The sequence below is a fragment of the Sphingomonas limnosediminicola genome, assembly GCF_039537965.1.
Classification (GTDB): domain Bacteria; phylum Pseudomonadota; class Alphaproteobacteria; order Sphingomonadales; family Sphingomonadaceae; genus Sphingomicrobium; species Sphingomicrobium limnosediminicola.
Window position 1 is genome coordinate 2,686,271 of record NZ_BAABBM010000001.1, and the last position, 13,114, is coordinate 2,699,384.

The window sequence follows — 13,114 nt, forward strand, 5'->3', positions numbered from 1 at the left end:
GCCGTCAAAGACTCCGCACCAACTTTGAAGCGACCGCGATCCAGGGTGGATTGGTGACAACCTGCTGACGCCCACCGGCTTCGAGCGGTAGAATTTGGAGCCGCTCGTCGTCGCGGTTGATAAGCCGACCGAACAGGAAGCGGCCGGCGGGGCGCGGCACAAGTACGTCGCGATTCATGCCGCGGGCAAAGTCTGCGGGCTGGAGCATCTCGCACCAGATCTCATCGCCTGCGTGATACTGGCCGACGCTTGCGGTCACCGTCAGCGCTACTTGCCCCTCATCGACGCGGGGAGGGACGACGATCGCCGCGCGTTTCGGAGCCATTGCGCCGCTCGGGCCAAGCACGGCGATTACGTTGAGCTCTGCGGTGTCGTCAGCCTGGACAAGATCTTGCGCGTCAACTCCCAGGGCCTTGGCAAGGCGGTTCAGCCAGCCAACCGAGACGGTTCGCGTTCCGGTTTCAAGTCGACCGATCGTCTGTGGGGTTGTCTGCGGATCGCAGGCTTGCGCGACGTCTTCGAGCGTCATCCCGCGCGCCCTGCGCACCTCCCGGATTCGGGTGATCATCCGTCCCCCTCAATTGTGCGTTTGAACCAAACTGGTTTTCTCTATGTCCTGCAGACACGCCATTATGGCAAGCCGTGGGCAATTGTGTACTTAACTTAGCAGGGCTGATTCGACATGATTGACCAGCGCGAAGAGCCGGAAACCTATGAGGTTACACCCGCCATGATCGAAGCTGGCACAAAGGCGCTCGCCGAGAACTTTGGACTTATCTCCGAACAGTCTGCTGTTCGGGAGGTTTATATTGCCATGTGCCGAGCTTCGGCAGTTCGCGCTTCATCTCGTTCCTGATCTCTTCGGGAGGTCTGGAGCCGATATAAGCCGTTAGTGTGGTGTAGATTGTGCCGAGGTCGCTTGCCGCGTCTCGGATCGAAGATGGCGGGTATTCCTCGGCGAACCAGCGAACATTCTGTGGCACGCCGTTCGGCTTGAGATAGACGGCAACAACCTCTTCTTCGGCAAATCCTCCGTAGTGGACAAGCCGATCGCGCAGTTTGACGATGTTTTCGAGTTGGTTGAGGGCCTCTTGAACCCTCGCGTGACCATCACCCTCAAGATGGGCCAGCGCCAGAAGCTTTTTGAGTTTGGACAGGCTCTCACCGGTTCGTGGAAAGCCCACCAGGATTTCAAATTTGTTCTGCGGTAAGCCCGACAGTTCACGAAGGCAGAGACGTAGCCTATCTTCGACATCAGCGAAGGCGCCAATGAGCGCCCCGACGCTGCTGTGAAACTCGTTGTCCGGAGATCCCATGGCTGACGAAGAAACCTACTCTCAAGAGGAAACGGAAGCCCGCGCAGCTGCGGCGCTGAAGCGGATGCTCCAGACGCCGCACAAGCCGCACGACCAGATGAAGAAGTCAGGCAAACCGAAGAAGTAGGCCGCGCGGGAGCGGCTAGGGCGCTCTTCACAAGCTAGAGGTTCATATGCGTTTGAAGCCACTTGTTGCCCGTATTGTAGCCCTTGGCAGTGGCCCAATCGCCATTGGGGAAGAGCTGGATCACGGCGACCGAAGCGCTGCCTGCAAAGGTGGCGGAAACGATATTTCGTATAGCCTCTGCTGGGCCAGCCAGCTCTGCCAGCCATAGGGACTCAAGAACTTTGGCGGCTTTCCATTCCGCCATGAGCTTGTAACATTCCGTGTAATCGCGCTGAGGATGTTCGTCGTAGCTAATCAGGAAGAGCGGCATACAGGCCCTCCTTCGGAACGATTCGGCAGCGCGAAGCTAACAGCGGTTAAAGACGAGTCTAGTAAGCCACGGGGAAGACCGAAGTCTCCCCCGTTGCCGTTCACAGATTCAAGACCGAAATCAGTAAGCAAATCCACCTTACGGTGGCAGCCACATCAAAGGTCACGTTCACTGCTACGTGCGTCTTGGTAGACATTGAAGTTTTCCCAAGGCCGCAAGCGCTCACGGCCCTTAGAGGGACATGATAAGCTTCTAGTGCAACTTGTAAGGACGGTTGCGAGCAATCTCCCCACCATCCGCGTTCTAGACCGCATCAGGCGGCGGCCAAGTTACACCCAGAGACGGTTGCGCCCGGGGCGGCGATCTTGCCTCCTTGAGGCCCCCTTTGCCGTTTCCAGACAAGGCCAAGGCGTGGGGTTCGCTGGCCCTAGGGTGTTTTCCTAGGGTGCTACACCTTTCGCCCGCGCGGATGGTGGGGAGATTCGGCTTTAGAGTCGAGTCCAGCGCTTGCGGCGTTCACCCCACCACAGAGGCGGGACGAAATAGTTAGGCTGCGACTGCGTTAGTCCGCCGATAGGTGAGGCGGCGGCCTTCCATGCCCTTAAGGATAAGCGAAGCACGCTCACCGTCGCTGATCTTCTTGGTCGAGTAGCGCATGTCGAACTCGGCCAGATAACGATGCATGTGGACGGCGCTCATGTGGTGATAGACGCCAATGACGCCGCGCTTGAAGATCGAGAAGAAGTTCTCGGCGGTGTTGCTGTGAACGCCATCGCCTTTGCTGAACTGGCGGAGGGCGTGAAGCGTCGAACCGTGAGCGGCGAACTCACGGCCAACATTCTTATACCAGCGCGCATCGTCGGTCATGAGCGTGGACGAGCGGTGGACGTTGGTGACCAGCGCGGCGCGGACGTTCGTATGATCGATGTGAGTGACATGGAAGCTGCGGGCGCGACCGTCGCGCTCAACCAGCGTCATGATCTTCTTCTTCGGGGCAACCTTGCCTGACAGGCGCTTCTTCTTGAAGCCGCCGACAAAGGCTTCGTCGCTCTCAACAGTTTTGCCTTCGCCGCCGAGCGGAGCGCCATCGTCCTGCATGGCCTCGCGGATGCGGTGGCAAAGGAACCAAGCCGTTTTGTAGGTCACGCCAAGCATACGTTCCATCTGCTTAGCGGACATTCCCTTCTTGGAAGCGGCCATGAGGTGCGTTGCCAGAAGCCATTTGTGGAGGGGCAGATGCGAGCGCTCCATCACCGTTCCGGTTCGGCAAGTGAACTTGTCGCGGCAGGAATTGCACAGGAACATGCCCGCTTGGGTTTTGCCGCCCATGCGAGTGACGCCCGTGCTCTCACAGAAGGGGCACACGGGCTCACCGTCCGGCCAACGCGACTGCTCTATGTGCGCGGCGGCTTTGGCTTCGTCATGGAAGATCGGATTGGTGATGTTCATGACGGCGGTCCTCTTATGCGGACTGTCATAACCGACCTCGCCTGCTAACTCAAGTATATAATTGCCAAGCCGTGTCCGAATCGAGAAGGGCTGCGGTGATGACGAACAGGTTACTAAGTGAACGGGCAGTTGGTGGGCGCGACGGAGGCAAGACCCTCCGGCCGGTTACGGTCAACCAGGCGGAGTCGCCTTTGGGCCGGCTGCTCGCACGAGGGTTCGTCAGCCGCAGACAATTCGACGCTGGTGAGTGGCTCCGGTGGGATTGGGAGCGCGCGCAACTCGCACCACGAGTTACGATGTCGTGGGACGCAGCTTCGATCGCGCGAGGCAGGGGAGGTTCGGCCCCGGATCAGGACTTGGGCGGCGCGCAAATTGATGCGCGCAAGCGTTTCGATGAGGCAGCGGCGGCTGCGGGCCCTGGACTGGCGGATATCCTTTGGCGCGTAGTCTGCTCGGGCGAAGGCATGCGCGAGGCAGAAAGCGCACTCGGCGGGCCAGCGCGTGCCAGCAAGCTTGTCCTCCGCTTCGCGCTGGATCGTTTCGCGCATTATTATCGGATCCGCTAATCCTTACGGTCAGCGCTAGGGTCGCGCGCGGTCGCCGCATGTTGCTGCGCTCAGCCGGCACTCCTATTGGAATCGCAAGGAGCGGAACGAGCAAGCGGACGAATGCTTCTGCCGCTCGTCGCGCGAAACGAGGGAGCAGCCGATGATTGTCTACGGATCGTCCTTGTCGCCATATGTGCGCAAGGTCGTGGCCTTCGCGGCGGAGAAAAACATCGAGCTGGAGCTTCAGCCGACCGGTTTCCCCAACCACTCCCCGGAATATCTTGAAGCGAGCCCCTTCCGCAAAATGCCGGCCCTTCGTGACGGCGACTACGTCCTCTCGGACTCGAGCGCGATCGTTCATTACCTGGAGGCGAAAGTCCCCGAGCCCAAGCTAATTCCTGGCGATGCGAAGCTTCGCGGGAAGACCATCTGGTTCGACGAGTTTGCCGACACGATCCTCGTCAGTTGCGGTGCCAAGATCTTCTTCAACCTGATCGTCGCGCCGCGTTTTCTCAAGCAGCCGGGTGACCCGGAAGCAGCGAAGCAGGCGGAGTTGAACGACCTGCCGCCGATCCTGGAATATCTGGAGAAGACCGTGCCCACCGGCGACGGTTACCTTGTCGGCGACGGCCTCACGCTTGCGGACATTGCGGTCGCGAGTCCGTTCGCGAATTTCCGCCACACGGAGACACGCGTTTGTCCTGACCGCTATCCGCGGACTGTCGCTTACGTCGACCGTATCCTCGCGCGGCCGAGCATCGCGCCGTGGATCGAGCAGGAGGCGGCGCTTCTCGCCAAGACGGCGGCCTGAAAAGAAAGCGCCGCGCTCTCGGGTGAGAACGCGGCGCTTTCTGTTGGACGGAAGCACTCCTAGAAGGAACCGCCGTCGCCGGAGCTGCCCGAGCCGCCTGACCCGACGCCGCTGAAGCCTGAGCCGCCGGAGCCGCTGTCGTCTTCATTGGCATCCTGGTCGAGCGAGCCTTGGCCCTGCTTTGCGAAATCGGAGCCTCCGGTCGGATTCGACGAGGAACCCGTCGCGTCGCTCGACTGATCCTGGTCTTCCTGCAGGTATTCGTCGGACCCGCTACCCTGCGAGCCGATGAAGCCTTCGCCCTGCGAGCCGCCGCTCGACTGGCCCTGTGAGCCACTGCCCAAGCCGCCGCTCTGGCCGGTCGTGTCGGAACCGGCATTCGAGCCCTGGTCCGTCGTGAGCGTTTCGCTCGACTGGTTCTGGCCGGTCGAACTCTGGCCGCCTAAGTCGGAGCCCTGGCTCATCGTCGTTCCCGAACCCGTTTCGCTGTCGTTGCCGCCGATCGGCTGGCCGCTCTGGCTGCCCGTCGCCTGCTGCCCGAACTGGTCGGACTGCTGGCCCTGCTGCTGGCCGAACTCATTCGCCTGGTTCTGCTGCCCGGTGGGCTGCTGACTGGCGTTGCTGCTCTGGTTTTCGCCGAATTGGTCTTCGTCGCGTTCCTCAGCCATTGCGAAATACTCCTCGACAAGGCCCCCGCTTGCTCCGGCAGTTAGAACATGGGTTGGGCGCAAACCGTTCCGACAGTGAAAAGACGTTTGCGACGAACGGCTTGGCGCAAAGAAAAAGGCCGCCGCTCACGTCAGCGACGGCCCTAATCTTGTGTCGAGAAACCGACTTTAAGCCTGGGTCTCTTCCGCGTCGGCCGCCGGGGCCTCGGGAGCTTCCGCGCTGGCCTCGTTGGTCTCCGCTGTCGCACCGGGTTCGGCGTTCGGGTCGTAGGCCTCCGTGAAGCCCGCATCGTCACGCTCGAACATCTGCGCCATGACGTCGACGCCCTGTGCCTGCAGTTCTGCCTCCTCCGGCGAGCGAGCGACGTTGACCTTCACGGTCACCGACACTTCCGGGTGTAGAGCGACCTTGATCTCGTGCATGCCGATGGCCTTGATCGGGCGATCGAGCACGACTTGGCTCTTGGTCACCTTCGCGCCCTCGGCTTCCAGCGCGTCGACGATGTCGCGCGCGCTGACCGAACCGTAGAGCTGACCGGTGTTCGAAGCCTGACGGATCAGCTGAACTGTCTTGCCGTCGACACCGTTCGAGGCGCTTTCGGCCTCGGTGCGGCGGTTGGCATTGTCTTCTTCGATCTTCGCGCGGTTGGCTTCGAAGACCTTGCGGTTCGCTTCGTTGGCGCGGAGCGCCTTCTTGCGCGGCAGAAGGTAGTTACGGGCAAAGCCGTCCTTGACCTTCACCACGTCGCCAATGGCGCCGAGCTTTTCGACGCGCTCAAGCAGGATAACATCCATGGGTCGTTCTCCTTACTTCACGACGTAGGGAAGAAGGCCGATGTGGCGCGAGCGCTTGATCGCCTTGGCCAGCTCACGCTGCTTCTTCGAAGAAACAGCAGTGATGCGGCTGGGAACGATCTTGCCACGCTCGGACACGAAGCCCTGCAGCAGACGAACGTCTTTGTAATCGATCTTCGGCGCGTCCTTGCCCGAGAAGGGGCACGACTTGCGGCGGCGGAAGAATGCGCGGGCCATTATTCGACCTCCTCTTCGCGGGCGCGGAAGTTGGGACGGTCATCGCGATCGCCACGATCGGAACGACGCTCGCGCTCCTTCTCGCCGCGGCGCATCATCGCGGACGGGCCAGCTTCGTGCTCGTCGACGCGGATGGTGAGGAAGCGGATGATGTCCTCGTTGATGTTCGACTGGCGCTCGAGCTCCGCAATCGCTGCCGGCGGGCTGTCGATGTCGAGGGCGACATAGTGCGCCTTGCGGTTCTTCGCGATGCGATAGGCAAGGCTGCGAAGACCCCAGGTCTCCGTCTTGGCGATCTTGCCGCCATTGTCGGTGATGATTTTGGTAGCGTTTTCCGCGAGCGCATCGACCTGAGCCTGAGCTAGGTCCTGACGCGCGAGGAAAACATGCTCGTAGAGCGGCATGTTTCTTCGTCTCTTCTGTTGGCCGATCGCTGACGCCGCCCAGTGCGACGCCCCTCCGGCTGTCTTCCAAATTAAACAGGCGCCCGAGCCAAGCCCGTGCGCCAGCGGTGCGCCCATTGCCGCAAAAGCCCCAAAATGGCAAGTGTCCGCGATGGCAACGCACCTTCGCTCGGTACAGCCGACCTCTGACCCGCTTGACGATATGAGTTTACCGGGATGGCTCTACTACGATCCCGAATTCTTCGAGGCGGAGAAGAAGGCCTTCCTGCGCGCTGCGCCGCAGGTCGTATGCCATGTCAACGAAATACCCCAACCGGGCGACTGGCGCACCATCGAATATCTCGGCGAAAGCGTCATCGTCATCCGCGGCGATGACGGCGAGGTCAGGGCTTTCTCGAACGTTTGCCGGCACCGCGGCTCGCGCATCGTCGATAGCAATGCAGGCTGCTCGAAAGTCCTGACGTGCCCTTACCATGCGTGGAGCTACGCGCGGGATGGGCGCCTGGTCGGCGTGCCGCATCGCAGCGAATATCCGGGCCTACAGACGGAGAATCTCGGCCTCTTTCCAGTGGCGCTGGAGCATTGGCGCGGGTTCCTGTTCATCGCGCTGGAGCCCGGCGCGCCGTCGGTCGCGGAGATGATGGCGCCTTACGACGATGAGGTCGCGCCTTATCGCTTCGAGGATCTTCAGGCGATCGGCCGCGTCACGCTGCGGCCGCGAGATCTCAACTGGAAAACGATTGCCGACAATTATTCCGACGGGCTTCACATCCCGGTCGGCCACCCCGGCCTGACGCGCCTGTTCGGCAAAGGCTACCGCATCGAGGCGAACGAGCACGTCGACCGGATGGAAGGCGATCTTGTCGACAAGGAATCGGCCAATCCGTCGGAACGCACTTACCAGCGCGTCCTGCCCTCGGTCCCGCATCTTCCCGCGAGCCATCAGCGCAAGTGGCTCTATTACAAGCTGTTCCCGAACGTCGCGTTCGATATCTACCCGGACCAGGTCGACTTCATGCAGTTCCTGCCGGTGAGTGCGACGGAGGCGGTGATCCGCGAGATCAGCTATGTCGTCCCCGACGACCGTCGCGAGATGAAAGTGGCGCGGCACCTGAACTGGCGCATCAACCGCATGGTCAATACCGAGGACACCGAGTTGATCACTCGCGTCCAGCTCGGCATGCAATCGCCTGCTTATGTCGCCGGGCCGCTCGGGAAGAGTGAAGTGTGCCTGAGGAGCTTCGCGAAGAAGCTCCGCAAGCTCATCCCAGAGGCGAGGCTGGACTCTCCGCCGCCGCCCGGCTGGAGCCGTTTAGCCAACGCGAGATAGCCCGGATGGGCAGGCCGGCGAGCGCCACCGCGGCTCCCCACAACAAGACCTCGACACCCGAACCAATGAACATGGCGATCGAGTAGACGACGCCGATCGCCACGATGGCGGTCCACTTGCCGCCGGCGCGCAGCTTAAGCGCGGCCGCCGCACAGACGATGTACAGCACCAGCGCCAGGACCGTCGAAACGAGTGTGATGAACACGTAGACGTTCACGAAATTCTTCGATGAGCTCGCGAGCACTAGCAATGCGGACAGAATGGAGCAGATCCAAATTGCGCCGGCGGGTGCGCCCCGGCCATTGGCACGGGCGAACACCGGCGGCAGGTCGCCGGCCTGACCCATGGTGCGGGCGGTTTCGGCCGCCATCAGTAGCAGCGAGTTGGCCGTACCGAAGGCGCTAACGGCAGCGATAAGCGCTACGAAGATGCCTGCCGTGGCGCCCAGCAATGGTGAGATAGCGTCGGCGAACGGGGCGCCGCTCTTCGCCGCGACCGCGCTCGGCAGGAGCAGGAGCACTGCGACCGTCGCGAGAAGATAGACGACCGCCGTGAACCCCGTGCCGAGGATCGTGGCGCGGGGGACCGTGGTCGTTGAATCGCGCGTGACGCGGGCAGTCATTGCAGCACCTTCGAAGCCAGTCAGCGAAAAGAGCGTGAGGGCGGCAGCGGCAATGACTCCGCTGAAGCTCAGTGGCACCGCGGCGAGTGGTTCAACCCCGGAGCCAGAACCGAAGCGCCCGAGCACGAGCGCCATGACCGCAAGGAGCGGCACCAGCTTGATGACGACCGTGACGATTTGCAGCGCGCCCGCCGACCGCGTGCCGCGGAGATTCACGATCAGCAAGGCGAAAATCGAGCAGAGCGCGACGCCGATAAGTGGTGGTCCCGACACCACGCTTGGCCAGACATGTCCGAGCGCGCCCGCGACGGCGACTGCAACGCCGCTGACGCCGGTGACCTGAGAGAAAGTGTAACACCACAGGGTTACGAACGCAGTCTTTTCGCCGAATGCCTGGTCGACGTAGGCGAAGGGGCCGCCCGGTATTCGCGCGGCGAGCCGGGCCAGCGCAAAGGCCAGGCACATGGTGCCGAAGCCGGTGAGCAGGAACGCAATGACCAGGTTGCTTCCAAAAGGCGCGAGCGTCGTGGGCAACAGGTAGATGCCTGAACCGACCATCGAGCCGACGACCATGGCCGCGCTCATCCACTTACCAAGCATCCGTGACGAAGGCTCTACGTTCGCGTCGAGGATCACGGGCTCTTCGGTCATTTGAGCGGCTTCGCATCCCTCGTCGGGGTTGGCAATGCGGACGCCCGCGCCTAACCGCGCCGCATAATCAGGGGAGTCAGATGCGCGCTTTCATTTTTCCGGGGCAGGGCAGCCAGGCCGTTGGTATGGGCGCAGCGCTCGCCGAGGCGAGCCGGACCGCGCAGGACGTGTTTCAGGAAGTCGACGAAGCGCTCGGCCAGAACTTGTTTCGCCTCATGCGCGATGGCCCCGACGATGAGCTGAAGCTCACTGAAAATGCGCAGCCCGCGATTATGGCGCATTCGATCGCCGTATTCCGCGCCCTCACGAAAGACGGTGGCGTCGACCTTGCGAAGGCTGCGAATTTCGTCGCCGGGCATAGCCTCGGCGAATATTCCGCACTTTGCGCAGCCGGCTCGTTCGACCTTCCGACCACCGCCAAGCTCTTGAAGTTGCGCGGGCAGGCAATGCAGCAGGCCGTACCAGTGGGGCAGGGCGCGATGGCCGCGCTGCTTGGCGCTGACCTCGTACTTGCGCAGAAGATAGCGGACGCCGCTGCGCACGGCGAAGTCTGTACCGTCGCCAACGATAATGACCCCAGTCAGGTCGTTATCTCCGGTAGCAAGGCGGCAATCGACCGCGCGATCGAGATGGCGAAAGACATGGGTGCCAAGCGCGCAATCCCGCTCCCCGTTTCGGCGCCGTTCCACTGCCCGCTGATGCAGCCTGCGGCCGACGCGATGCAGGACGCGCTCAGTTATGTAGTCGTCGGGGCGCCGCTCGTGCCCGTGTTCGCGAATGTGACGGCACAGCCGGAGACTGACCCGGACACCATCCGAAATCAACTCGTCGAGCAGGTGACTGGCATGGTGCGCTGGCGCGAAAGTGTCGCGAACATGTTCGACGCTGGTGTGGAGGAATTTGTGGAGCTTGGCGGCAAGGTGCTCGGCCCCATTGTCAAGCGCATCGCGCCCGACGCGAAGGTGACCAGCCTCACATCCATCGACGACATCGAAGCGCTGGCGAAGGAGATTGCGTGATGTTCGACCTCACTGGGATGACTGCGCTGGTGACCGGCGCTTCGGGCGGTCTTGGAAGCGCAATCGCAAGGTCATTGGCCGGGCAGGGCGCGCGCCTCGCCGTCAGCGGCAGCAACGTCGATAAGCTCGAGAGCTTTCGCGCTGGTCTTGGCGGTCAACACGTCGCGCTCCCCTGCAACCTGTCCGATGGCGCCGCCGTCGACCAGCTCGTCCCGCAAGCCGTGGAAGCACTTGGGGGCAAGCTCGACATTCTCATCAACAATGCGGGCGTTACCCGAGACAACCTGCTCATGCGCATGAAGGACGAGGAGTTCGAGGACGTCATTCGTATCAACCTCGAAGCCGCGTTCCGCCTGATGCGCGCGGCCGCCAAGCCGATGATGAAGGCGCGCTTCGGGCGCATCATCTCCGTCACTTCGGTGGTCGGCGTTACCGGCAATCCTGGCCAAGCCAATTACGTCGCGTCGAAGGCGGGCCTTATCGGCATGACGAAGGCCGTCGCGCAGGAGCTCGCCAGCCGCAACATCACCGTCAACGCGGTTGCGCCCGGCTTCATGACTTCAGCCATGACGGATGCGCTCAACGAGCAGCAGCGCGCCGGCATTCTTTCGCGCATTCCAGCAGGCGCGATGGGCACCGGCGACGACATCGGGGCGGCCTGTGTCTACCTCGCGTCGAAGGAGGCGGGATACGTCACCGGCCAGACGCTTCACGTGAACGGCGGAATGGCGATGCCGTAAGCAGCAGAACGTCTCTGCTGCCAAACGCCTTGTCCTCGCTTCAACGGCACCTATATCGCCCTCGAAATCAACGTTCCGGCTGCCGTAACGGGGTCGGACGAGGGGCTGTAGAAGAGGACAGAAAAACATGGCCAAGGTCATTGGAATCGACTTGGGCACGACCAACAGCTGCATCGCCGTCATGGAAGGCGGTAAGCCGAAGGTCATTGAGAATAGCGAAGGCGCACGCACCACGCCTTCCGTCGTCGCTTTCACCAAGGACGGCGAGCGTTTGATCGGCCAGCCGGCGAAGCGCCAGGCGGTCACAAATCCCGACAACACCATTTTCGCGGTGAAGCGCCTTATCGGCCGCCGCTTCGACGATCCGATCACCAAGAAGGACACCGAATTGGTGCCCTACAAGATCGTCAAGGGCGCCAATGGCGACGCGTGGGTCCAGGCCGGCGGCAAGGATTACTCGCCGTCGCAGGTCTCGGCCTTCATCCTGCAGAAGATGAAGGAAACCGCTGAGGCTTATCTCGGCGAGACCGTCACGCAGGCGGTCATCACCGTTCCCGCATACTTCAACGACGCGCAGCGCCAGGCGACCAAGGACGCCGGCCAGATCGCCGGTCTTGAAGTGCTTCGCATCATCAACGAGCCGACGGCGGCTGCGCTGGCCTATGGCCTCGAGAAGGACGACGGCAAGACGATCGCCGTCTACGATCTCGGCGGCGGCACGTTCGACGTCTCGGTCCTCGAGATCGGCGACGGCGTGTTCGAGGTGAAGTCGACCAACGGCGACACCTTCCTCGGCGGCGAAGACTTCGATGCCCGCATTGTCAATTGGCTGGCCGATAAGTTCAAGGCGAAGGAGGGCATTGACCTCCGGACGGACCGCCTCGCGCTGCAGCGCCTCAAGGAAGCTGCGGAGAAGGCGAAGATCGAGCTTTCGTCTGCGCAGTCGACGGAGATCAACCAGCCGTTCATCACCGCCCGCATGGAAGGCGGCACGACGACCCCGCTTCACCTTGTCGAGACGCTTACCCGCGCCGACCTCGAGAAGCTGGTCGACGATCTGATCGAGCGGACGATCGAACCGTGCAAAAAGGCGCTCAAGGACGCCGGCATCGACGCCAAGGAAATTGCTGAAGTCGTCCTCGTCGGCGGCATGACTCGTATGCCGCGCGTGCGTGAGCGGGTGAAGGAGTTCTTCGGCCGCGATCCGCACACCGGCGTCAATCCGGACGAAGTCGTCGCCATGGGCGCAGCGATCCAGGCCGGCGTTCTGCAGGGCGACGTCAAGGACGTGCTTCTGCTCGACGTCACGCCGCTGTCGTTGGGCATCGAGACGCTGGGTGGCGTGTTCACCCGGATGATCGACCGCAACACGACGATCCCGACCAAAAAGAGCCAGGTCTTCTCGACCGCCGAGGATAATCAGAACGCGGTCACCATCCGCGTCTTCCAGGGCGAGCGCGAAATGGCTGCCGACAACAAGGTGCTCGGCCAGTTCGACCTGGTCGGCATTCCTCCGGCGCCGCGTGGCGTGCCGCAGATCGAGGTCACGTTCGACATCGACGCCAACGGCATCGTCAACGTTTCCGCGAAAGACAAGGGCACCGGCAAGGAGCAGCAGATCCGCATCCAGGCGTCGGGCGGCCTCGCCGATTCCGACATCGAGCGGATGGTCAAGGAAGCCGAGCAGTTCGCCGACGAAGACAAGAAGCGGCGCGCTGCGGCCGAGGCGAAGAACAACGCCGAAAGTCTCATTCACACAACCGAGAAGCAGCTCCAAGAGCATGGCGACAAGGTGTCTCCGGAGATCAAGACGGAGATCGAGACTGCGCTCACCGAGGCTAAGGCCGCGGTCGAGAGCGGCGACGCTGAACAGATGACCCAGAAGACACAGGCGCTGACGCAGGCGGCGATGAAACTCGGTCAGGCGATGTATCAGCAGCAGCAGGCCGAAACCGAAGGCGCTGCCGGTACCGACGCCGGTGCCGAGAGCGGCGCTGGCGAGCAGCCGCAGGAAGAGGTTGTCGATGCCGAATTTTCGGAAGTCGACGAAGAGAATAAGGGCGCATGATCGCGCGCGGCGCTCTCTT

The 13,114-nt window shown here is 62.2% G+C and carries 16 protein-coding genes; 7 read left to right on the forward strand and 9 right to left on the reverse strand.

The genetic code is table 11. From position 1 onward, the window contains the following. Positions 1-4 precede the first annotated feature (4 nt). Positions 5-568: a helix-turn-helix domain-containing protein gene (locus ABD704_RS13825; RefSeq protein ID WP_344700269.1), complete on the reverse strand. Its 564-nt coding sequence runs from the start codon at positions 566-568 to the stop codon at positions 5-7. Positions 569-773: 205 nt separating this feature from the next. Beyond that, the gene (locus ABD704_RS13830) at positions 774-1,316 is read right to left on the reverse strand and encodes a hypothetical protein (protein ID WP_344700270.1); all 543 of its coding nucleotides are present in this window, start codon (positions 1,314-1,316) and stop codon (positions 774-776) included. Here ABD704_RS13830 and ABD704_RS13835 point away from each other — a divergent pair. Next, entirely contained in the window at positions 1,315-1,443 is a 129-nt protein-coding gene (locus tag ABD704_RS13835) for a hypothetical protein (RefSeq protein ID WP_344700271.1), read from the forward strand. The two genes, ABD704_RS13830 and ABD704_RS13835, sit on opposite strands and share 2 nt — an antisense overlap. A 34-nt stretch (positions 1,444-1,477) precedes the next feature. Here ABD704_RS13835 and ABD704_RS13840 read toward each other — a convergent pair whose 3' ends face one another. Together ABD704_RS13840 and ABD704_RS13845 are read right to left on the reverse strand one after the other, a co-directional pair. Then, positions 1,478-1,753, reverse strand: a complete 276-nt coding sequence (locus ABD704_RS13840; protein WP_344700272.1) for a hypothetical protein — start codon at positions 1,751-1,753, stop codon at positions 1,478-1,480. Positions 1,754-2,299: 546 nt separating this feature from the next. Beyond that, entirely contained in the window at positions 2,300-3,202 is a 903-nt protein-coding gene (locus tag ABD704_RS13845) for an IS1595 family transposase (RefSeq protein ID WP_344700273.1), read from the reverse strand. Between the two features lie 98 nt (positions 3,203-3,300). Between ABD704_RS13845 and ABD704_RS13850 the strand changes: the two genes are divergently transcribed. Continuing rightward, complete coding sequence (locus tag ABD704_RS13850) at positions 3,301-3,768, forward strand: DUF6456 domain-containing protein (RefSeq protein WP_344700274.1); 468 nt, start codon at positions 3,301-3,303, stop codon at positions 3,766-3,768. A 142-nt stretch (positions 3,769-3,910) separates the two neighbouring features. Next, positions 3,911-4,561, forward strand: a complete 651-nt coding sequence (locus tag ABD704_RS13855; protein WP_344700275.1) for a glutathione S-transferase family protein — start codon at positions 3,911-3,913, stop codon at positions 4,559-4,561. A 59-nt stretch (positions 4,562-4,620) separates the two neighbouring features. On the opposite strand, the gene ABD704_RS13860 is transcribed toward ABD704_RS13855, so the two are convergent. The 4 genes from ABD704_RS13860 to rpsF form a co-directional block, all read right to left on the reverse strand. Next, the gene (locus ABD704_RS13860; protein ID WP_344700276.1) at positions 4,621-5,229 is read right to left on the reverse strand and encodes a hypothetical protein; all 609 of its coding nucleotides are present in this window, start codon (positions 5,227-5,229) and stop codon (positions 4,621-4,623) included. A 168-nt stretch (positions 5,230-5,397) separates the two neighbouring features. Continuing rightward, positions 5,398-6,024 carry a 50S ribosomal protein L9 gene (gene rplI, locus ABD704_RS13865; RefSeq protein ID WP_344700277.1) on the reverse strand — a complete coding sequence of 209 codons (627 nt, stop codon included), beginning with the start codon at positions 6,022-6,024 and terminating at the stop codon, positions 5,398-5,400. A 12-nt stretch (positions 6,025-6,036) separates the two neighbouring features. Next, positions 6,037-6,261 carry a 30S ribosomal protein S18 gene (gene rpsR, locus ABD704_RS13870; protein WP_308517454.1) on the reverse strand — a complete coding sequence of 75 codons (225 nt, stop codon included), beginning with the start codon at positions 6,259-6,261 and terminating at the stop codon, positions 6,037-6,039. Next, positions 6,261-6,665: a 30S ribosomal protein S6 gene (rpsF, locus tag ABD704_RS13875; protein WP_344700278.1), complete on the reverse strand. Its 405-nt coding sequence runs from the start codon at positions 6,663-6,665 to the stop codon at positions 6,261-6,263. The genes rpsR and rpsF overlap by 1 nt, the downstream gene beginning before the upstream one ends. 151 nt (positions 6,666-6,816) lie before the next feature. On the opposite strand from rpsF, the gene ABD704_RS13880 reads away from it, so the two are divergent. Beyond that, on the forward strand, positions 6,817-7,995 hold the full coding sequence (locus ABD704_RS13880; RefSeq protein WP_344700279.1) for an aromatic ring-hydroxylating oxygenase subunit alpha: 1,179 nt from the start codon (positions 6,817-6,819) through the stop codon (positions 7,993-7,995). Here the strand turns inward: ABD704_RS13880 and ABD704_RS13885 are convergent. Beyond that, on the reverse strand, positions 7,928-9,268 hold the full coding sequence (locus ABD704_RS13885; RefSeq protein WP_344700280.1) for an APC family permease: 1,341 nt from the start codon (positions 9,266-9,268) through the stop codon (positions 7,928-7,930). The genes ABD704_RS13880 and ABD704_RS13885 overlap by 68 nt on opposite strands. A gap of 80 nt (positions 9,269-9,348) precedes the next feature. Here ABD704_RS13885 and fabD point away from each other — a divergent pair, with 80 nt between their 5' ends. From fabD to dnaK, 3 genes are all read left to right on the forward strand, one after another. Continuing rightward, positions 9,349-10,287 carry an ACP S-malonyltransferase gene (gene fabD / locus ABD704_RS13890; RefSeq protein ID WP_344700281.1) on the forward strand — a complete coding sequence of 313 codons (939 nt, stop codon included), beginning with the start codon at positions 9,349-9,351 and terminating at the stop codon, positions 10,285-10,287. Further along, positions 10,287-11,027, forward strand: coding sequence for a 3-oxoacyl-[acyl-carrier-protein] reductase (gene fabG, locus ABD704_RS13895; RefSeq protein ID WP_344700282.1), 741 nt, complete (start codon positions 10,287-10,289; stop codon positions 11,025-11,027). The genes fabD and fabG overlap by 1 nt, the downstream gene beginning before the upstream one ends. A gap of 127 nt (positions 11,028-11,154) precedes the next feature. Next, complete coding sequence (gene dnaK, locus ABD704_RS13900; protein WP_344700283.1) at positions 11,155-13,095, forward strand: molecular chaperone DnaK; 1,941 nt, start codon at positions 11,155-11,157, stop codon at positions 13,093-13,095. The last annotated feature ends 19 nt before the right edge of the window (positions 13,096-13,114 follow it).

Excerpts from the sequence above, each read along its gene's own strand:
- ABD704_RS13825 (WP_344700269.1), bottom strand. The coding sequence starts at position 568 with ATGATCACCCGAATCCGGGAGGTGCGCAGGGCGCGCGGGATGACGCTC.
- dnaK (WP_344700283.1), top strand. The coding sequence starts at position 11,155 with ATGGCCAAGGTCATTGGAATCGACTTGGGCACGACCAACAGCTGCATC.
- fabD (WP_344700281.1), top strand. The coding sequence starts at position 9,349 with ATGCGCGCTTTCATTTTTCCGGGGCAGGGCAGCCAGGCCGTTGGTATG.
- ABD704_RS13880 (WP_344700279.1), top strand. The coding sequence starts at position 6,817 with ATGGCAACGCACCTTCGCTCGGTACAGCCGACCTCTGACCCGCTTGAC.
- ABD704_RS13850 (WP_344700274.1), top strand. The coding sequence starts at position 3,301 with ATGACGAACAGGTTACTAAGTGAACGGGCAGTTGGTGGGCGCGACGGA.
- fabG (WP_344700282.1), top strand. The coding sequence starts at position 10,287 with ATGTTCGACCTCACTGGGATGACTGCGCTGGTGACCGGCGCTTCGGGC.
- rplI (WP_344700277.1), bottom strand. The coding sequence starts at position 6,024 with ATGGATGTTATCCTGCTTGAGCGCGTCGAAAAGCTCGGCGCCATTGGC.
- ABD704_RS13885 (WP_344700280.1), bottom strand. The coding sequence starts at position 9,268 with ATGACCGAAGAGCCCGTGATCCTCGACGCGAACGTAGAGCCTTCGTCA.
- ABD704_RS13840 (WP_344700272.1), bottom strand. The coding sequence starts at position 1,753 with ATGCCGCTCTTCCTGATTAGCTACGACGAACATCCTCAGCGCGATTAC.
- ABD704_RS13855 (WP_344700275.1), top strand. The coding sequence starts at position 3,911 with ATGATTGTCTACGGATCGTCCTTGTCGCCATATGTGCGCAAGGTCGTG.
- rpsR (WP_308517454.1), bottom strand. The coding sequence starts at position 6,261 with ATGGCCCGCGCATTCTTCCGCCGCCGCAAGTCGTGCCCCTTCTCGGGC.
- ABD704_RS13860 (WP_344700276.1), bottom strand. The coding sequence starts at position 5,229 with ATGGCTGAGGAACGCGACGAAGACCAATTCGGCGAAAACCAGAGCAGC.
- ABD704_RS13835 (WP_344700271.1), top strand. The coding sequence starts at position 1,315 with ATGGCTGACGAAGAAACCTACTCTCAAGAGGAAACGGAAGCCCGCGCA.
- ABD704_RS13830 (WP_344700270.1), bottom strand. The coding sequence starts at position 1,316 with ATGGGATCTCCGGACAACGAGTTTCACAGCAGCGTCGGGGCGCTCATT.
- ABD704_RS13845 (WP_344700273.1), bottom strand. The coding sequence starts at position 3,202 with ATGAACATCACCAATCCGATCTTCCATGACGAAGCCAAAGCCGCCGCG.
- rpsF (WP_344700278.1), bottom strand. The coding sequence starts at position 6,665 with ATGCCGCTCTACGAGCATGTTTTCCTCGCGCGTCAGGACCTAGCTCAG.